This is a genomic window from Burkholderia sp. HI2500 (genome assembly GCF_002223055.1).
Lineage (GTDB): Bacteria > Pseudomonadota > Gammaproteobacteria > Burkholderiales > Burkholderiaceae > Burkholderia.
Genome location: NZ_NKFL01000006.1, coordinates 75,717 through 95,580, shown reverse-complemented (window position 1 = coordinate 95,580; position 19,864 = coordinate 75,717). Strand labels below are relative to the sequence as shown.

General features: G+C 66.8%; 16 protein-coding genes. 6 read left to right on the top strand and 10 right to left on the bottom strand.

The window, feature by feature from the left end; genetic code table 11:
• The first annotated feature begins 12 nt into the window (after positions 1–12).
• From CFB45_RS18165 to CFB45_RS18150, 4 genes are read left to right on the top strand one after another with little or no spacing between them, the layout of a single operon-like run.
• A complete protein-coding gene (locus tag CFB45_RS18165; protein ID WP_089426742.1) occupies positions 13–1,167 on the top strand; it encodes a DUF2827 domain-containing protein in 1,155 nt (384 codons plus the stop codon).
• Positions 1,168–1,192: 25 nt separating this feature from the next.
• Entirely contained in the window at positions 1,193–1,657 is a 465-nt protein-coding gene (locus tag CFB45_RS18160; RefSeq protein ID WP_089426741.1) for a DUF4019 domain-containing protein, read from the top strand.
• 31 nt (positions 1,658–1,688) lie between these two features.
• The gene (locus CFB45_RS18155; RefSeq protein WP_089426740.1) at positions 1,689–2,825 is read left to right on the top strand and encodes a DUF2827 family protein; all 1,137 of its coding nucleotides are present in this window, start codon (positions 1,689–1,691) and stop codon (positions 2,823–2,825) included.
• 23 nt (positions 2,826–2,848) lie between these two features.
• Complete coding sequence (locus CFB45_RS18150) at positions 2,849–4,828, top strand: FkbM family methyltransferase (protein WP_089426739.1); 1,980 nt, start codon at positions 2,849–2,851, stop codon at positions 4,826–4,828.
• A gap of 98 nt (positions 4,829–4,926) precedes the next feature.
• Here the strand turns inward: CFB45_RS18150 and CFB45_RS18145 are convergent, their stop codons facing one another.
• From CFB45_RS18145 to CFB45_RS18135, 3 genes are all read right to left on the bottom strand, one after another.
• Positions 4,927–5,343: a hypothetical protein gene (locus CFB45_RS18145; RefSeq protein ID WP_089429033.1), complete on the bottom strand. Its 417-nt coding sequence runs from the start codon at positions 5,341–5,343 to the stop codon at positions 4,927–4,929.
• 92 nt (positions 5,344–5,435) lie between these two features.
• Positions 5,436–6,239, bottom strand: coding sequence for an EAL domain-containing protein (locus CFB45_RS18140; protein WP_089426738.1), 804 nt, complete (start codon positions 6,237–6,239; stop codon positions 5,436–5,438).
• Between the two features lie 778 nt (positions 6,240–7,017).
• Entirely contained in the window at positions 7,018–8,160 is a 1,143-nt protein-coding gene (locus tag CFB45_RS18135) for a DUF2827 domain-containing protein (protein WP_089426737.1), read from the bottom strand.
• 445 nt (positions 8,161–8,605) lie between these two features.
• Between CFB45_RS18135 and CFB45_RS18130 the strand changes: the two genes are divergently transcribed.
• A complete protein-coding gene (locus CFB45_RS18130) occupies positions 8,606–9,928 on the top strand; it encodes a galactosyl transferase GMA12/MNN10 domain protein (RefSeq protein WP_089426736.1) in 1,323 nt (440 codons plus the stop codon).
• Positions 9,929–10,032: 104 nt separating this feature from the next.
• On the opposite strand, the gene CFB45_RS18125 is transcribed toward CFB45_RS18130, so the two are convergent.
• The 6 genes from CFB45_RS18125 to CFB45_RS18100 form a co-directional block, all read right to left on the bottom strand.
• A complete protein-coding gene (locus tag CFB45_RS18125) occupies positions 10,033–12,147 on the bottom strand; it encodes a phosphocholine-specific phospholipase C (RefSeq protein WP_089426735.1) in 2,115 nt (704 codons plus the stop codon).
• Between the two features lie 42 nt (positions 12,148–12,189).
• Complete coding sequence (locus CFB45_RS18120; protein ID WP_039339629.1) at positions 12,190–12,393, bottom strand: hypothetical protein; 204 nt, start codon at positions 12,391–12,393, stop codon at positions 12,190–12,192.
• Between the two features lie 327 nt (positions 12,394–12,720).
• Positions 12,721–14,718 carry an acetyl/propionyl/methylcrotonyl-CoA carboxylase subunit alpha gene (locus tag CFB45_RS18115; protein ID WP_089426734.1) on the bottom strand — a complete coding sequence of 666 codons (1,998 nt, stop codon included), beginning with the start codon at positions 14,716–14,718 and terminating at the stop codon, positions 12,721–12,723.
• 45 nt (positions 14,719–14,763) lie between these two features.
• A complete protein-coding gene (locus CFB45_RS18110; protein ID WP_089426733.1) occupies positions 14,764–15,549 on the bottom strand; it encodes an enoyl-CoA hydratase/isomerase family protein in 786 nt (261 codons plus the stop codon).
• A 19-nt stretch (positions 15,550–15,568) separates the two neighbouring features.
• A complete protein-coding gene (locus CFB45_RS18105; protein ID WP_089426732.1) occupies positions 15,569–17,176 on the bottom strand; it encodes a carboxyl transferase domain-containing protein in 1,608 nt (535 codons plus the stop codon).
• Between the two features lie 31 nt (positions 17,177–17,207).
• Positions 17,208–18,389, bottom strand: a complete 1,182-nt coding sequence (locus tag CFB45_RS18100) for an isovaleryl-CoA dehydrogenase (RefSeq protein ID WP_039339638.1) — start codon at positions 18,387–18,389, stop codon at positions 17,208–17,210.
• 170 nt (positions 18,390–18,559) lie between these two features.
• On the opposite strand from CFB45_RS18100, the gene CFB45_RS18095 reads away from it, so the two are divergent.
• On the top strand, positions 18,560–19,306 hold the full coding sequence (locus tag CFB45_RS18095; protein WP_089426731.1) for a TetR/AcrR family transcriptional regulator: 747 nt from the start codon (positions 18,560–18,562) through the stop codon (positions 19,304–19,306).
• 55 nt (positions 19,307–19,361) lie between these two features.
• Here the strand turns inward: CFB45_RS18095 and CFB45_RS18090 are convergent, their stop codons facing one another.
• Entirely contained in the window at positions 19,362–19,850 is a 489-nt protein-coding gene (locus CFB45_RS18090) for a MarR family winged helix-turn-helix transcriptional regulator (protein ID WP_089426730.1), read from the bottom strand.
• Positions 19,851–19,864 lie beyond the last annotated feature (14 nt).

Below are 19,864 nucleotides of genomic sequence, written 5' to 3'. Positions count from 1 at the left end.
CGGAGCATACGCATGTCGGACTCCAATGCCCGTCAAGCGCCCGGCGAGGGCAAGCGTCTCGTCGTCGGCGTGTCGCTGTTCGTGCGCGGCGCCGGCCAGTCGCTGTGGGAAAACGGCATCTTCCAGAACTGCCTGCTGCTGATCCTGCTGCTGCGCCAGTCGCCGCTCGTCGCGGAAGCCGTGATGGTGAACGGCGGCGAACAGGTTGCCGATCCGCAGATGATGCTCGGCGAATGGGACGTGCCGCTGCTGTCGATGGACGAAGCGCTGCAGCGCTGCGACGTCCTGATCGAAATGAGCGCGCAGTTCGGCGCGGACTATCTGCGCGCGTTCCGCGAGCGCGGCGGCAAGGTCGTCACGATGCGCGTCGGCAACGACTACGTGATCGACATCGAACGCGCGATGTTCGACAAGCCGTCGGGCTTCCTGTTCTCGGGCGCGCCGTACGACGCCGTGTGGACGATCCCCGAATTCGAGCGCTCGTGCCTGCACTATTACCAGACGGGCCTGCGCGCGCCCGTCACGATCGTCCCGCATATCTGGCACCCGATGCTGTTCGACAAGGCGCGCGCGACGCTCGGCGCCGGGCTGTCGTTCGGCTATGCGCCCGGCAAGCCGCGCTGGCGCGTGACGATGTTCGAGCCGAACATCTGCATGGTGAAGACGAGCGTGATCCCGATGCTGGTGGCCGAGGAAGCGTATCGGGCCAAGCCTGATTTCCTCGAGTTCGTGCGCGTGTGCAACACGCTGCACCTGAAGGAGCATGCGACGTTCGTCCACTTCGCGAAGAGCCTCGACATCGTGAACCACGGGATCACGACGTTCGAAAGCCGCTATGCGGTGTACGAGTTCATGGCCGCATACGGCGATGCGGTGGTGTCGCACACGTGGGAAAACGCGCAGAACTACCTGTACTACGAGCTGCTGTACGGCGACTACCCGCTGATCCACAACTCGCCGTTCCTCGGCAAGGCCGGGTATTTCTATCCGGACTTCGACTGCCAGGCCGGCGGCCGCGCGCTGCTGAAGGCGTTCACCGAGCACGACGCGAACCTCGACGCGTACCGCGAGCAATCGAAGCACGTGCTCAGCGCCGTCAGCATCTACAACCCCGAGAACGTCGCCGCCTATACGGACGCGATCGCCACCCTCTATCGCGACGCGTGACGCGCCGCCCCTTCCGGACTCCGACATGAACGCACGCCCGCTCCTCACCCGCGCAAAATGGCTGATCGGCTGCGCCGTCGCTTCGATCGCGATCGGCGCACACGCGCAATCGACCGGCCCGTCGGCCGACACGCTGCTGAGCGACTCGGCTGCGGTGCTCAAGCAGCTCGACGCCGGCCAGTTCGGCGCGGTGTGGACCGACGCCGCCCCGTTCGTGAAGGCGCGCATCAAGCAGGACCAGTTCGTGGCCGACACGCAGCGTGCGCGCCAGAGCGTCGGCTCGGTCAGCCACCGCGACTGGATGCAGATCACGCGTATCCACTCCGTGAATGCCGCGACGACGCCCGACGGCTTCTACGCGAACGTCGCTTACACCACGACGCTGACGAATGGCGAAACCATGTTCGAGAAACTGAGCTTTCGTCTCGACGACGGCCAGTGGCACCTGACCGGCTACGTGCCATACAAGTCGCCGAGCGGCACGCCGTAATCCGCGCATCGCCCGCACCACGGAGCCTCCGATGAAACTCAATGTCGCGATAACGATGAACGTGCAGCGCGACGCGACGCAGTCGATCTGGTACAACGGCGCGAACCAGCACTGCGTGTTCCTGTACATGCTGCTGAAGCAGTCGCCGCTGATCGGCGAGGTCTGGCTCGCGCACGACGACGGCATCACCGACTATCCGCAAGCGCTGATGATGGACGCGTTCGGCGACGCGCTGCGGCCGCTGTCGGCCGTCGTCCACCAGACCGACCTGCTGATCGAGATGAATGCGTTCATCGACCAGACCCACACGGATGCGGTACGCCGGCGCGGCGGCAAGTGCGTGTCGTACCGCTTCGGCAACGACTACGTGATCGCGGTCGAGACGATCAACTTCGAGAAGAATCAGTGGCGGCCGAACCCGAACCGCGTGCAGTTCGACGAGATCTGGACCAACCCGCAGCACATGCACACGTGCGCGGCCTATTTCCAGGCCGTCTATCGCGCACCGGTGATCGAGCTGCCGCACATCTGGTCGCCGTATTTCATCGAACGCAGCCTCGACGCCGACCCTGAACTGAAGGCGCGCTTCGGCTATCGCAACCACGGCACCGCGAAACGCATCGCGTTCTTCGAACCGAACCTGAACGTCGTGAAGAGCTCGATCGTGCCGATGCTCGCCGCGAACGCGTGCTACGTCGAGCATCCGGCGCTCGTCGAGCACGTGTTCATGACCAACACGTTCGACAAGAAGGAAAACGTCGCCTTCAAGCATCTCGCGCTCGGGCTCGAGATGGTGCGCGACGGCAAGGCGACCGCCGACGTGCGCGCGCCGTTCGTCGCCTGGGCCGCGCACCACACCGACATCGTCGTGTCCCATCACTGGGAAAACGGCCTCAACTACCTGCTGTACGACGCGCTGTACGGCAACTACCCGCTCGTGCACAACTCGCCGTTCCTGCGCGACGTCGGCTACTACTACCCGGACTTCGAGATTTTCGATGCGGCGCGTGCGATCGCGACCGCCGCGCAGACGCACGACGGGCGGCTCGACGACTACGCGGCCGCGTCCCGCCGCTGCCTGCACCAGGTCGACACGCTCGCCGAGCACAACGTCCACGCGTATTCCGCGCAGATCCGGCAGCTGTTCGACGGCCGCGCGCTCGGCTGACCTCCTTCGCACACGCCCCGCCCATGAATCAGACCGTCCGCAATTTCGTCGTGATCGATTCGATCCACGGCCCGTTCGTCATCAACCGGCACTGCGCGCTTCAGGCCGAAGCGCTGATCAAGACCGGCCGGCCGCACATCCAGGGTGAGCTCGACACGATCCTGCACGTGATCGACCAGTTGCCGGACGATGCGATCGCGGTGGACGGCGGCGCAAATGCGGGGCTCGTGTGCGTGCCGATCGCGCACCGGCTGCGTGCGCGCGGCGGCCGCGTGTATGCGTTCGAGCCGCAGCGCACGCTGTTCCATGCGCTCGGCGGCACGGTCGCGCTCAACCAGCTCGACAACGTCCATCTGCTGAACATGGGGCTCGCCAGCGCCAACGGGACGATGAAGGTGCCCGACGTCGACTACGGACAGGAGGCCGACTTCGGCCAGGTCTCGCTCGTCGGCGGGCAGGCTGACGGCGGCACGCCGACCCCGGTCGTGCGGCTCGACTCGCTCGGGCTGCCTCGGCTGGATTTCCTGAAGCTCGACATCGAAGGAATGGAGATCGACGCGTTGCGCGGCGCGCGCCGGCTGATCGAGACGCATCTGCCGTGGTGCTGGATCGAATACTGGAAAGTCGGCGAGGCGCCGATCATCGCCACGTTCGCCGGCCTCGACTACACGTTCTACCGGATCGACGGCCTGAACATGCTGTGTGTGCCGAACCCGCGCTGGGACCGACAGAAGCTGATCATCTCGGGCGAACCGCTCGCCGTCACGGCGGAGGCGGAAAGCGATACGGCGCCCCCGGCAGCGACAGCCGCAGCCGCCGACGCCGAGGCGCCCGAAACGAACTGGAATCTCGCACTCGACCACGAGTCGCGCGGCGAATGGGGCCATGCCATCGACCGCTGGCACCGTGTGCGCGGCCGCGGGCTCGACGACGATGCGATCGCGCTGCAGCTCGCGTCGTGCTACGGCTTCGCCGGCGCGCCCGAAGCCGGGCTCGCGGCGCTCGAACGCTTCGGCGATCCTGCCGCCCTGCCCGACGCGACGCGTGGGCGCATCGAACTCGCGCGTTCGGCGCTGCTGCTGCGCGCCGGCCGGCGCGACGAGGCCGCCCTCGCCACCATCGCCAGCGAAAACGTGCTGACGGCCGCCCAGTTCGGGCTGGCGACGGAGCGGCTCTACCAGGGCCAGCCGCTGCAAGGCAAACGGCTGCTCGTGCTCAGCTACGGCGGCGTCGGCGACCAGCTCCAGTACGCGCGCTACCTGCCTGCGCTCGGCGCACTCGGCTGCACGAGCGTGACCGTCGTCGTGCCGGACGCGCTGACGGGCCTGCTGCGTCACACGTTCCCGCACATCGAATTCATCGGCACACAGGGCGCATGGGTCGACACGTCGCCGCTCGCGCACGACTACTGGTGTTCGTGCCTGATGCTCGCCGCGCAGTTCGGCTATGCGCCGGCGCCCGCAGGCTCGGCGGCCGCCTACCTGTCGTGCCCGCCCGAGCGCGCGGCCGCGTGGCGCGAGCGCGTGTCGCGCGACGGCCATCCCGCCGGCACGCGCCGCATCGGGCTCAACTGGCGCGGGCGCGACGAAAGCGACGCGCGCTTCCATCGCGCGGCCAGCCTGCGCGACTTCGCGCCGCTGACGCGAATGCACGGCCACGCCGCGTACTGCATCAACCGCGACCTGTCCGCGCAGTCCGAGCAATCGGACCTGCCGGTGACGTTCCCGCATCACGCGATCGGCGACTTCAGCGACCTGGCGGGGCTGATGCTGGCGCTGGATGCCGTGGTGACCACCTGCACCGCGCACATCCACCTCGCCGGCGCGCTCGGCGTGCCGGCCGTGCTGCTGCTCAGCCCGAAAGCCGACGCGCGCTGGGAAACCGGCTCGCGCACCGCGCTCTATCCCGGCATCCGGATCGTGCGCGCCGCGCGCGTCGGGCAATGGGACGACGCGGTCGACCGCGCGATGGCGTTCGTGCTCGGCGGATTCGGGAAGGATTGATCGACAGGATGTTGATCGGGGCCGCGGCGCGCGGATGATGTCGACGCGGGCCGTGCGCCTCGTGCCGCGCCGGCACCCGTGACTGGCGTGAACAGGCGCTAGACCAGCACCCGATCGCCGCTCTGCGCGGCGAACGTACGGCCATGCCGCCGCCCCATCCGCGCGAGCACCGCGAAGCAATGCGCCACCGGCCGGCTGGCGCCGCCGGATGGCTTGACGAGGCTGTCGGACACGCCGCGCGCGATGGCCGAATCGTCGCCGCACGCGCCCGCGATGACGGCCGCGTAATAGTGCCGCGCCGCCAGCTCGCGGCCGCCGGCGTCGAGCGGCGTCATCCGCTGAATGCGGCGTGCAATGGCTTTCAGGCCGTCGAGATACGGTGCGACGTCGATCGGCACCTCGGTCGATTCGGCGCCCAGTTGCCACAGCATGTCGGCCAGCTCGGTGATCGCGACGAGGTCGCGCGCACCGGCCGCCTGCGTGCCCGTTCCGCCTCCGGCCTTCGTCCCTGCCATGCTCAGCCCCTTTGCGATTCGTCCCGGCCACGCGCCGATCACGCCCGACATCGGCGTGCATCCTGCACGCCACCTCGCCTGTTCCCGCGCCGTCACGCGGCGGCCGGCGACCGCCACGAAAAACGGATGCCCTGTGCCCACGCGACGCCGGCATCCAGGATGATCTGCCGGTCGACCTCGCTCTCCACGCCTTCGACGACGACGTGTCGCGCCCCTTCATGCGCGAACGCGATCAGCCGGCGGAGCTGGTAACGCCCGATCGCGTTGCGCTTGATCATCGACAGGATCGACCGGTCGAGCTTCACGATGTCGGGATTGCCGACCACCAGGTTGTTCAATGCGCTGAAGCCGACCCCGAAATCGTCGATCGCGATGCGGCACCCGGCCTGCCGGAAGCGGTTCACGAACGATCGCCCCGCGACGGGGTTCAGCGGCCCCGTCTCCGTGATCTCGACCACCAGCCGCGCCGCGACCGACGGCTCGCGCTCGAGCCGCCTGAAGATGGCCAGCCACGCGTCGTCGACCACCGCGCTCGCCGCCGCCACGTTGCAGCCGTAAACGGCAGCCGGATCGGCACGCAGCGCATCGATCGTCCGGCCGACCACGAGCCGGTCGAACCACCGCATCAGCCCGAGCGCCTCGAGGCGCGGCAGGAACGCGACCGGCGGCAGCGTATCGCGCTCACCCCACCGCAATCGCGCCAGGCATTCCTGGTACAGCACACCACCCGAGAGGTCCGCCCGGCACACGGGCTCTTGCGCGAACCCGAGCCGGCTTTCCACGAAACTGCGTACCGACGCAAGGTCGGGATGATCGTCGGGGGCGCCGAACACGAGATCGATTTCGTCACGATTCGCTTCCCGATTCGCCTCCAGGCGAGCTTCGACCGCATTCATCCGGCGCTCCGGCAAATGGCGAGCCGCCGATCGCGGCTCGACCTCAACAAACATGCGGAGCAAGCCGACCCATGACGCGCTCCGCCGCCTACCCGGCCCATCCTGTTATGTCGATCTTTTCCGGGGGCGTACTGTTCGCTTCGGCGCGCCGTCAAATTCGATATTTTTCAACGATATTCAGTTACTGGAAATACACCATGCGCGCACGATACCGAATGTGCGACAGGTCACACTAACGCAAATTACGGAACCCCGATTCGAATGCTGTTTATTTCTTTCGACTAAACAACTCGATCCAAATCAATTCACCAGGAATTTACGGATCTCTAAATCAGGAAATCCTGAATTGATCAGATAAATACCGCCCCATGAAGTATCGTGTCATCGCCCGCTGTCGAGCCTATCGCGGAGGCCGGCACCTACGTCGAAAATCGGCTGCCGCACGTCATTCGGTCGTCGCAGCATTCAATTTTATTGCTTCAAACGAATTATTGAATTTTCAAACATGAATCAAACAGCATTTAATCGATAATATCAATTTAATTCATATGATGATTATAGATTGAATCATTTTTAACAATCTTAAATACTTGTTAACCTCTAAAATGATTTCCGACGGACTTCCCTCGGAGCCGTCAAATTCGTGCCTTCAAAACCGTCGAACCGATCGGGTTCGGCGGTTTCTTTTTTAACGGCACTATTTCGTCAGACATTAGGGCGGGACAATCCCGATGGCGGGATTGGGCGCGACGGTGTGCGTCGCGCGAAACATCGGGCCTTATGCAGCCGAGGCGCCGACCAGGTTCGCGAGCAGCGCGTCGTATTCGGCGACGAGTGCCGGATTGGCCGACGTATAGCGGCCGAGGATCTCGCGCTGGCGCCGCGTGTACGCTTCCCAGTCGTCATCGTGCGTATGCAGCGCGCGCAGCAGCGCATCGGCGCCCTGCTGCACGTCGTTGTCCGGATAGTAGTAGCCGAGATCGGGCGCGAGGCTCGCGTTGTGCACGAGCGGATAGCCCTGCCAGCACACATCGAAATAGAAATAGTTGAGCGGGTTCGACCATTGGTGCGACACGACGATATCGGTCAGGTCGGCCAGGAACAGCGGCGTATCGAAGCGCCCGACGAAGCTCGCCTTGCCCGCGCGCACGATGTCGAGGTAGTTCATCAGCATCACGAACTCGGGGCTGTCGTGTGCGAGATGGAGGGCATTCGTCACGTGCGTGAAGCAGATCGCATCGGGGTCGCGCCGATACGCTTCGTCGATGATCAGCATCGGATACACGCAGAACTTCACCACGTCGTGGTTCGGCTCCATCACCGTCAGCCGCTTGCCGGGCTCGCTGCGCGGCCGGTATTCACCGTGCTCGGGCAGCGGCGCGGCGCGCGCACTCAGGAACATCGGATCCCACACGAACGGCACGACGCGCCCGGGGCAGCGGCGCAGCGACTGCAGGAACGGCAGCGACGAGGGCGCGATCTGCGGAATCGCCCACACCTCGTCGTAGCCGCGGTTGATGAACAGCGAATCCCACAGCCGGCGGCCGAACAGCATCGACTCCATCACGTTGATGTACTCGACGCCGCAGCAGTAGCTGACGAGCTTCGCGCCGCGCGCCTTCAGGTAGGCCGTCTGCTCCCCGTTGACCTGGCCGCCGAGCTCGATCATCACGTCGAGTGAATCCTTCATGTCGTCGAACGTGCGCGTGTCGAATACGTGGCGATCCCACGGCAGCGCATCGGTGAGCGGCACATCGGTGGTGTTGACCAGCGTCACGCGGTAGCCGTGCGGCGACGCCATCAGCAGCTTCGCGAGAAACAGCGCGTTCTGCTTGATGCCGTTGATCCACAGGCTTTCGTCGGGGGCACGCAATCCGATCGTGATACCGATGCGCAGGCCGTTCAGGACAGGGGACGTCATCGTCGGCGGGATGGAAGGTTGGATGGGGATGGAATGGACGCAGTGTAGCGCGCGATGCGCCGCCCGCGTCAAGCGGCGCTCGCCGGCGGCCAGCGGGCATTCTAGCGGAGCGCCGGCCGCATACTGTCAGGGATGGTCAGCGCACGGCCGGCGCATGCCAATCGGCGAGACGGTTGTGCGATACTCCGGCGACCCGCCGCGCTACCGGGATGCCGGGGGATGACCGGACGGTATCGGCATCCGGCGCGGGCAGACAACGACCTCGCAGCCACGCTGCGGAAAAAATGGCTGACAGAATGGAACGCGACGCCGCGCAAGTCTTCCGGGCAATCCATCATGAACAGGGGCGGCATGCGCCGGAACGCGTGCCCGGCCGCGATGCCGTGCCGACACGCCCCGCGCCCGGCGCCCGCCGCGATCCGCTTCGCGGCCTCCGGAGCGCGCGATGATCGTCCTCAGCCATTTCAGTCACGACGCGCCCGCCAGCCTCGAGAATCACCGGCAGTACGCGCAGGCGCACGGCTATCGCCACGCAATCGTCGACGCCTCCGCGATGCCGCAGGCGCTGCCGTTGCGGCCGCTCCATCGCTACGAATCACTGCTTCATGTGCTGCGCGGCGCGCAGCCCGACGAGCTCGTGCTGCTGCTCAGCGAAGATGCGGCGATCATCGAGCCCGTCGCGCTCGATCGCCTGATGCGCGGCCGCGACATGCTGTTCGTCGACGCGTTCGCGCCCCCGTTGCCGCAGGTCGACGTGCAGATCTGGCGCAATACGGCGGCCGTGCGGGCGATCGTGATGCAGCTGGTGCAACGCTGCAAGCTCGGCAGCGAACCGCGGCTGACCTCGGAGGCCGCGCTGTTCGCGGCGCTCGACACGCATCACTACATGACCCCGATCGACGGGCTGTATCCGGTCATGCCGAGCAGCCCCGACCTCGATCCGATGTGGAGCCGCGAACCGACGTTCGCGATCAGCATCGACGACACGCCGGACGATCCCGAACGGAAAGGCACGACACCCCGTTTCCGCGACACGCTCGTCGCGTACGTCAATCGATGCCGTGCCGCCGGCCGGCCGATGTTCTCGTTCGATCACGACGCCGCCAACACGCCGGACGAAGCCGCCGAGCGCAGCACCTACAACCCGGGCCGCCCGATTGCGTTGATGACGCTCTACACGCCGAACATCGGCAGCTATGCGCGCGTCGCCGAACGGAATTTCCGGCGGTACTGCGACACGCACGGCTACACGCTCTACGTGCATCGCGACATTCCGGCCGAGATCGGCCTGAACGCGACCGGCAACTGGTTCAAGCCGTGGCTGCTGCATGCGTACCTGCAGCATCACGAATGGGTCGTGTGGCTCGATGCCGACGTGCTGATCGCGGACCAGCAGAAAGCGCTGGCGCCGCTGCTCGAAGGGCGCGACTGGCTGCTCGCGCACGATCTCGGCCAGTGGGCGTTCAACTCGGGCGTGATGGCGTTCCGGCACACCGAGCGCAACGACGCGATGCTGCGCGACATGATGACGACGATCGCCGCGCTGCACGACCGGTCGAGCGTCTACGCGAGCGACGGCGACCAGCTGCATTTCATTCGCGCGATGGAGCGCGACGGGCAGTTGGACGGCGAAGGCGTGGCCGATCTCGTCAGCTTCAACACGCCCTGGCTGTTTCGGCGCGCGGACAGCTACATCGTCCACTACTACGGAATGTGGTCCGCGATGCGTGCGCTGATGATGGCGCACGACGACGGGGTGCTGGGCTGATACCGATGTTCGAAGCGGCAAAAGCCGCTGGATGACTACAATCCATCCCCCGAGCGACGGCGCTCATCGCGTGCCGGCGAGCCGCCGGCACGCACGGGCCGCGGTCAGATCGCCGTCACCGTCGGCGCGACGGCGGCCGGATCGGTAAGGCTGGGCTTGCCGGTTTCCACGTGCCCCGCGATACGTCGCGTCCAGCCGGCATTCCCCGCCACCGCGAACTGCAGGTCGTACCAGTGGCTGCTGCACGACAGATCCCAGCGCGCCTCGATGCGCTGCCCCGCCGGCACCGTCAGCGTGCGCGCGGCGCTACCGTACGCGACATCGGTCACCGTGACCGTGAGCGCGCCGGTGCCCGCGTTGGCGATCGTCACGTACACGTCGCCGTTGGCCGTGTCGTAGCACGGCGTGATTTCAGGCTTCGCGCCGGCATCCGCCGCGGCCGAACCCGCGAAGCGCCGGAAATAACCGTTCGGCCCCCACACGCTCACCAGGTAGTTGCCGTTCGCGTCGAGCGCCCACGTATCGGTCAGCTGCTTGCCCGCTTCGACCGTATAGCGGCGCGGCATCGCGGTCGCGTCACCCGTATAGACCCAGAAGTGCGCGCCTTGCGTGCCGGTATTCGCGAACGTCAGCGCGTAGCCCTGCGCCTGGAGCTGGCCGGTCACATGCAGTTCGTACGGCAGCGCGCGCGCCGGCCGCGTGCCGGGTTCCTGCGCGGTCACGACCTGTTGCGCGGTGCTGGCCGGCGCGGTCTGCGACGACGCGCGCGAGCACTGCAGGTCCGCCTGCGCGACATACGCCTGCGTGCTCGGCAGCGTCGGCAGCGTGGCATCCGATTTCGAGAAGTCGAGCGCCGACGTCAGGTCGCCGCAGATCGCGCGGCGCCACGGCGAGATGTTCGTTTCCATCACGCCGAAGCGCTTCTCGATGAATTGCAGCACCGACGTGTGATCGAAGACCTGCGAGCAGACGAAGCCGCCCTTCGACCACGGCGAGACCACGAACATCGGCACGCGAGGCCCGAGGCCATACGGCAGGTTGTCGGCCGTGTACGTGCCGGTCTGGGTCGAGGTCACGACGTTGTGCCGCTCGAGCGACACGTCCACGGTGCTCATCCCGGAGCCCGGCAGCGTCGGCGCCGACGGCGGCACGACGTGATCGAAGAAGCCGTCGTTCTCGTCGTACATGACGAGCAGGACGGTCTTGCTCCACACGTCCGGATTCGACGTCAGCGCATCGAGAATCGTCGACAGGTAGTACGCGCCGTAGAGCGGCGTAAACTTCGGATGTTCCGAATACGCGGCGGGCGGCAGCAGCCACGACACCTGCGGCAGCGCGTTCGCCTGTACGTCGGCCTTCAGCTGCGTGATCGGCCGCGTGCTCATCCCGCGCGTCTGCAGCGACGAGCCGGCCGGCGCATTCACGAAGTTGTTGAAGCACGCGAGCATGTTCGTGCCGTAGTTGCCGGTGAAGTTGTCGAACCCGGTGCCCTGCTGATAGATCTGCCACGAGATGCCGGCCTTTTCGAGCCGTTCCGGGTAGGTCGTCCAGTTGAAAGGCGGCAGCTTGATCTTGTCGAACTGGTTGTCGATGTAATCGGTGTTGTCGAGCAGCGGGCCGCCGCCCGTGCCGAGCGGGTCGACCATGCCCGTCATCAGGTACATGCGGTTCGGGTGCGTGTTGCCGGGGATCGAGCAGAAGTAGTTGTCGCACACGGTGAACGCATCCGCGAGCGCGTAATGGAACGGGATGTCGTCGCGGACGTGATAGCCCATCGTCATGTTCGACTTCTGCACCGCCCACTGGTCCGCGCGACCGTTGTCGATCGCGCCGTGCGTCGTCGCCCACGTATGCGGCAGGCCGCCGATGCACTGCGCGTTGACGCCCGGGTTGGTCGTGTCGTAGCGGAACGGCGCGATCACGCTCGACGTGTCTTCCTGACGCGGCTGGAACCACACCGGCTTGCCGTTCGGCAGCGTGACCGGGAAGCGGTCGTTGTAGCCGCGCACGCCGCTCAGGTGACCGAGGTAGTGATCGAACGAACGGTTCTCCTGCATGAACACGACGATGTGCTGGACATCCTGGATCGTGCCCGTCACGGTATTCGGCTCGATTGCCAGCGCCTTGCGGATCGATTCGGGCAGCAGTGCGGTGGCGGCGGTCGCACCGGCGAGGCCGGCGGAGAACTTCAGAAAGTCGCGTCGCGAATGGGTGGCCATGCTGGTTGCTCTTGATTGGATTTCTGGTGGAAACGGCCGGGATCAGGAAGCGGGCGAGGAGGCAGGCGCGGTGAAACCGGGCGGGCAGTGCATCTGCGCGGTGGCGACCACGCCGCCGCCGCAGGCGGCCTTCTGCTGCGCGACGGGTGCGGCGGGTGCGGTCACGTCGTCGTTGCAGGCGCCGAGGAGTGCGGTCAGCGCGATCAGGCCAGCGACCGCGAAGGGCCGTAGGGCCGAGTTTCGCATAACGTCTCTCCGTGGATGTGACGACGTGACCCAGGCGCGGATGCGCTCCGGTCATATCGACGGCGAGATGCTAATTTCGACGTGTTACACGATGGTGTCGTGCGGCGGGAGGATCGGTGTGCGGCGGGTGAAAACACCCGTGGTGCGGAATGTGCGGCGCTGCATGGCATCAGCGCCGGCGAATGCGTAATCCAATCGAAAGCTTCGTACTGCTGCCGCTTGTCGACGCGATCGAAGCGGCGCTGTCGCAACCACCGGCGCGCGGTGAATCGCGACGCGCTTTGCGCGGGCCGGCAGCCGCCAGCCCGTGTACGACGAAAGCGCTGCTCAGCCTTCCGCCATCATCAGCAACTGCGCGCCATCCGACACCTGATCGCCGACGCCGTACAGCACTTCCGCGACCACGCCCGCGCTCGGCGCGCCGATCGTGTGCTCCATCTTCATCGCCTCCATCACGATCAGCGGCGTGCCGGCTTCGACCTTCTGGCCGGGCTCGACCAGCACCGCGATCACCTTGCCCGGCATCGGCGCGGTCAGGCGGCCACCGCCCTGCTCCGCGTCACCCGCATGCGCGAGCAGGTTGCGCCATTCGAACGTCTCCGCCGCGCCTTGCGTGAACACGTGGAAGTGGTCGCCGTCCGCATACACGCGGCCGCTGCTGCGCACGCCGCCGAGCGTCACGTCGAAATCGAGCGGCGTGGCGCCACGCGTCCACGCGAACGGCTGCGCGGCGGCGTCGCCGATCGCGAGGCGCGTACCCGCGCCGTCGTCCTCGTACGTGACCGTCACGTCCGCTTCGCGCTCGGCCGCGAGCCATTCGAGCGTGCGGCGATAGCCGCCGTTCAGCCGCCAGTCCGGCAGCGCGCCCCACGGCGACGAACCCTGCGCAGTCGCGCCGCGTTCGCGTGCGAGCAGCGCCGCGCACGCGAGCGCCAGCATCGCGCGCGGCGGCGCCTGCGGCGCGAACAGCGCGTCGTGGTTGCGCTCGATCAGGCCCGTGTCGAGATCGGCGGTCGCGAACGGTGCGCACGCAACGATTCGCTGCAGGAACGCGGCGTTCGTGTGCAGGCCGACCACTTCACAGGCACGCAGTGCGCGCAGCATCAGGCTCAGCGCTTCCGCACGGTCCGCGCCATGAACGATCAGCTTCGCGATCATCGGATCGTAGAACGGCGTGATCGCATCGCCTTCGCGCACGCCGCTGTCGACGCGCACCGACGCACCGATCGCGAACTCGACGCCGGCCGGCAGCCGCAGGTGCTTCAGCGTACCCGTCGACGGCAGGAAGCCGCGCGCCGGGTTCTCCGCATAGAGACGCGCCTCGAGCGCGTGGCCCTGCACGCGCAGTTCGTCCTGCTTCAGCGGCAGCGGCTCGCCGGAGGCGACGCGCAGTTGCCACTCGACGAGATCGAGCCCCGTGACCATCTCGGTGACCGGATGCTCGACCTGCAGGCGCGTGTTCATTTCCATGAAGTAGAACGCTTCACCCGTCATGATGAATTCGACGGTGCCCGCGCCGACGTAATTCACCGCACGCGCGGCCGCGACGGCCGCCTCACCCATCGCCTGGCGCACGTCGTCGTGCAAACCCGGCGCCGGCGCTTCCTCGAGCACCTTCTGGTGACGCCGCTGCACCGAGCAGTCGCGGTCGAACAGGTACACGGTGTTGCCGTGCGTGTCGCCGAATACCTGCACCTCGACGTGGCGCGGGCGCGTCAGGTACTTCTCGATCAGCACGCGATCGTTGCCGAAGCTGCTCGCGGCTTCACGCTGGCACGACGCGAGCGCCGCCGGGAAATCGTCGGAGCGCTCGACCACGCGCATCCCCTTGCCGCCGCCGCCCGCGCTGGCCTTCAGCAGCACCGGATAGCCGATCGCGTCGGCTTCGCGATGCAGGTTGGACGCATCCTGGTCGTCGCCGTGATAGCCGGGCACGAGCGGCACGGCCGCCGCGTGCATCAGCGCCTTCGCGGCCGCCTTCGACCCCATCGCCGCGATCGCGTCGACCGGCGGCCCGATGAAGACGATGCCGGCCGCTTCGCACGCATGTGCGAAATCTTCGTTCTCCGACAGAAAGCCGTAGCCGGGGTGGATCGCCTGCGCGCCGGTGGCGCGCGCGGCTTCGATGATGCGCTCGATGCGCAGGTAGCTGTCCGCGGCGGCCGAGCCGCCGATGTGCACGGCCTCGTCGCATGCGGCCACGTGTTTCGCGTTCGCGTCCGCATCGGAATAGACGGCGACGCTCGCGATCCCGAGACGTTTGCACGTCGCGGCGACGCGGCACGCGATTTCGCCGCGGTTGGCGATCAGAATCTTGTCGAACATGGCTTCGGTGTCGTCCGGAAAGAGGGGGTCACGCGCGCTGCGCGATCATTCACGCCACGACGGCGTGCGCTTTTCGAGGAAGGACGCAATCCCTTCGCGCGCTTCCGCGCCGGCGCGGGTGCGCGCGATCCAGTCGGCGGTCTGCTCGATCAGCGTCGCATCGAGCGGCCGTCCGGCCACGTCGGCGACGAGCCGCTTGCACGCCTTCACCGCGTCGGGGCCATTCGCGACGAGCGTCGCGGCCAGCTTCGCGACGGTGTCGTCGAGCGCATCGGCCGGCACCGCGTCGTGAATGAAGCCGAGCGACGCCGCGCGCGTGCTGTCGAACACCTCGGCCGTCGTGAAGTAGCGGCGCGCCGCGCGCTCGCCCATCGCGCGCACCACGTACGGCGCGATCGTCGCGGGGATCAACCCGAGCCGCGCTTCCGACAGGCAGAACTTCACGCCGTCGGCGGCGATCGCGATGTCGGCCGCCGCCACGAGGCCCACGCCGCCCGCATACGCGTCGCCATGCACGCGTGCGATCACCGGCTTGCCGCAGCGATGGATCGCCTCGAGCATCCGCGCGAGCTTGCGCGCATCGGCACGGTTCTCGTCGTCCGAGTAGCCGGCCATCTTCTTCATCCAGTTCAGGTCGGCGCCCGCGCAGAACGCCGCGCCTTCCGCGGCAAGCACGATCGCGCGCACGCCTTCATGCGCGTCGAGCCATTCGAACGCGGTGGTCAGCTCGGCGATCGTCGTCTCGTTGAACGCGTTGCGCACGTCGGGACGCGCGAGCGTGACGGTCGCCACGCGGCCGGCTTCGCTTACCTTGATCGTTTCGTATCGCATCGTTCAGCCCTCCCGGCCGTTACATGCGGAACACGCCGAAGCGTGTGTCCTCGATCGGCGCGTTCATCGACGCGGCGAGGCCGAGCCCCAGCACGTCACGCGTCTGCGCGGGGTCGATCACGCCGTCGTCCCACAGCCGCGCGCTCGCGTAATACGGATGCCCCTGGCGCTCGTACTGGTCGCGGATCGGCTGCTTGAACGCATCCTCTTCCTCGGCCGACCACGAACCGCCCTTCGCCTCGATGCCGTCGCGGCGCACCGTCGCGAGCACCGACGCGGCCTGCTCGCCGCCCATCACCGAGATGCGCGCGTTCGGCCACATCCACAGGAAGCGCGGGCCGAATGCGCGACCGCACATCCCGTAGTTGCCGGCGCCGAACGAGCCGCCGATGATCACCGTGAACTTCGGCACCTTCGCGTTCGACACGGCCGTCACCATCTTCGCGCCGTGTCGCGCGATGCCTTCGTTCTCGTACTTGCGCCCGACCATGAAGCCCGTGATGTTCTGCAGGAACACCAGCGGAATCTTGCGCTGGCAGCACAGCTCGATGAAATGCGCGCCCTTCACCGCCGATTCGGAGAACAGGATGCCGTTGTTCGCGACGATCCCGACCGGGTGGCCCCAGATGTGCGCGAAGCCCGTGACGAGCGTCGTGCCGTAGCGCGCCTTGAATTCGTCGAACTCGGAATCGTCGACGATGCGCGCGATCACCTCGCGCACGTCGAACGGCTTGCGCGTATCGACCGGAATCACGCCGTACAGGCTCTTCGCGTCGTAGCGCGGCGGCTTCGGCTCGCGCAGCGCGACCGGCGACGCAATCTTCGGCGCGAGGTGACCGACGATGTTGCGCGCGATCGACAGCGCATGCGCGTCGTTCTGCGCGAGATGGTCGGCCACGCCCGACAGGCGCGTATGCACGTCGCCGCCGCCGAGATCCTCGGCGCTCACTTCCTCGCCGGTCGCGGCCTTCACGAGCGGCGGCCCGCCGAGGAAAATCGTGCCCTGCTCCTTCACGATGATCGACTCGTCGCTCATCGCCGGCACATATGCGCCGCCCGCCGTGCACGAACCCATCACGACGGCGATCTGCGCAATTCCCGCCGCCGACATCGTCGCCTGGTTGAAGAAGATGCGGCCGAAGTGGTCGCGATCGGGAAACACGTCGTCCTGGTTCGGCAGGTTCGCGCCGCCCGAATCGACGAGATACACGCACGGCAGCCGGTTTTCCGCGGCGATTTCCTGCGCGCGCACATGCTTCTTCACGGTGACCGGGTAATACGTGCCGCCCTTGACCGTCGCGTCGTTGCACACGATCACGCATTCGCGGCCGGCGATGCGGCCGATCCCGGTGATGACGCCCGCGCCCGGCGCGTCGTCGTTGTACATGCCGTTCGCCGCGAGCTGCGAGAACTCGAGGAACGGCGCGCCCGGATCGAGCAGTTGCGCGATGCGGTCGCGCGGCAGCAGCTTGCCGCGCGACAGGTGCTTGTCGCGCGCGGCCTGGCCGCCGCCCTGCGCGAGCTGTTCGATCTTCGCGCGCAGGTCGGCGACGACCGCCTCGAGCGCGGCGGCATTCGCGCGGAAGTCTTCCGAGCGCGGATTCAGTTTCGATTCGATGATCGGCATCGACGGGGCTCCGTTCGCGTGAAGTGGGGCGTTACATCGTTTCCGCGAACAGCTCGCGGCCGATCAGCATCCGGCGGATCTCGCTCGTGCCGGCGCCGATCTCGTACAGCTTCGCATCGCGCCACAGGCGCCCGACCGGGTATTCGTTGATGTAGCCGTTGCCGCCGAGGATCTGGATCGCCTCACCGGCCATCCACGTCGCCTTCTCGGCCGTGTAGAGGATCACGCCCGCGCAGTCCTTGCGCACCTGGCGGATGTGGTCGCTGCCGGCCGAGTCGAGGTGGCGGCCGACCGCGTACAGGTACGCGCGGCAGGCCTGGAACGTGGTGTACATGTCGGCGACCTTGCCCTGGATCAGCTGGAATTCGCCGATCGCCTGGCCGAACTGCTTGCGGTCGTGGATATACGGCACCACCGCGTCGAGGCACGCGGCCATGATGCCCGTCGGGCCGCCCGACAGCACCGCGCGCTCGTAGTCGAGCCCGCTCATCAGCACCTTCACGCCGCCGTTGAGCTGGCCGAGGATGTTCTCCTCCGGCACTTCGACGTCCTGGAACACCAGCTCGCCCGTGTGCGAGCCGCGCATGCCGAGCTTGTCGAGCTTCTGCGCGACCGAGAAGCCCTTCATGCCCTTCTCGACGATGAACGCGGTGATGCCGCGCGAGTTGGCTTCGACGTCCGTCTTCGCGTAGACGACGAGCGTGTCGCAATCGGGGCCGTTCGTGATCCACATCTTCGTGCCGTTCAGCACGTAGCGATCGCCGCGCTTGTCGGCGCGCAGCTTCATGCTGACGACGTCGGAGCCCGCGTTCGGCTCGCTCATCGCGAGCGCGCCGATGTGTTCGCCCGACACGAGCTTCGGCAGGTATTTCTGCTTTTGCGCTTCCGTGCCGTTGCGGTGGATCTGGTTCACGCACAGGTTCGAGTGCGCGCCGTACGACAGGCCGATCGATGCCGATGCGCGCGAGATCTCTTCCATCGCGACCATGTGCGCGGTGTAGCCCATGTTCGCGCCGCCGTATTCCTCGGCCACCGTCATGCCGAGCACGCCGAGATCGCCGAACTTCTTCCACAGATCCATCGGAAACTGGTCGGTGCGGTCGACCTCCGCCGCGCGCGGCGTGATTTCCTTCGCCGCGAACGTCGCGACGGCGTCGCGCAGCATCTCGATGTCTTCACCGAGCATGAATTGCACACCGGGCAGGTTGATCATGTCTCCTCCGTCTCCAGAAAGTGTGTGGCACCCACCGATTTCTGAGTTTCGCTCAAATCGAATGAATACCTAGATTCATTGACCAATACAGCGTAAATTTTGCACAGTTTCGCGCCTCGCCGGGTTCGGCGTCAATAGTTTTTTGAGTGACACTCAGATATCATGCCGAGATGACAGCCGCTACCGCCGACACCATGACCGCCACCGTCAAAGCCGACCGCGCCGATACCTCGCGCGCGCCCGCCGGGCGCAAATCCCAGCAACGCGTGCAGGACATTCTGCGCGCCGGCCGGGAAGTGTTCGCCGAAAAAGGTTACGAGCATGCGACGGCCGCCGAGATCGCGCAGCGCGTGGGCGTGTCGGAGGCAACGGTGTTCAGCTATTTCCGCGGCAAGCGCGAGCTGTGCGCGCGTGTCATCGCGGATTGGTACGACGAAAACATCGCCGCATTCGAGGCAGGGATGCCGCAGGACGCATCGGTGCAGCAGCAGTTCGCGTTCATCGTGCGCACCCACCTGCGGCTGATGCTGGTGAACGGCACCGGCCTGTGCGCGCTGGTGCTGTCGGAAGGCCGCGCGAAGCAGCATGCGCTGAGCGACGAGCTCACCGCGCTGCAGCGCCGCTACACCGCGCCGCTGATGGACGTGCTCGCGCGCGGCCAGGCGGCCGGGCAGGTGCGCACCGACCTGCCGCTGAGCCTGCTGCGCTCGATGGTGTTCGGGCCGATCGAGCACGTGCTGTGGGATGCGATCCTCGGGCACCGCAAGCTCGATACGGAAACGACGGCCACGCAGCTCGTCGACATGCTGTGGGCGGCCGTGCAGCCGCCGGCGCCGGAACAGGCGGCGCTCGTGCGCTTCAGGAACGAAGTGGCGGAAGCCGTGCGGCGGCTGGAAGGCGACAGCACGCGCGGGTGACGCACGGCGGGCAGCGCGCCCGCCGCTTCCCCGCCGCTGCTGGGGGTCGAGGGCGTTACGACTCGTCGCCGACGCGCAGCGGCGCGCGGCTCTGCTCGTTGTTCAAATGGACGAACTTGCGCAACAGGCGCACCAGTTCCTGCGAATCGTCCTCTCCCATCCCGTCGAACAGGCCGGCGCGCAATTCCTTCACCGACGGAATCAGGTGCGTCAGCAGTTCGACGCCCGCCGGTGTCAGCAGCAAGCGGCGCTGACGCCGCGGCAGCACTTCGCGCACGATCAATCCTTTCGCTTCGAGCCGGACCGCGAGATCCGCGGTCGTCGACGTGTCGAGCGCGACCCGCTGCGCGAGCGTCACCTGATCGAGCCCCGGGCACTCGTACAGCATCCGCAGGACCGCGTACTGCACGGGCGTCACGTCCCGGCCCAGCTTCTCGTAGAACATCGCAACCGCGATCTGGTGTGCGCGCCGGATCAGGTGCCCGGGTTCGTCGTACAGATCGAGCGGGAAAACCGGCAGGTCGGCGGGATTCGTTTTTTCCATGAATGAGTCGATGA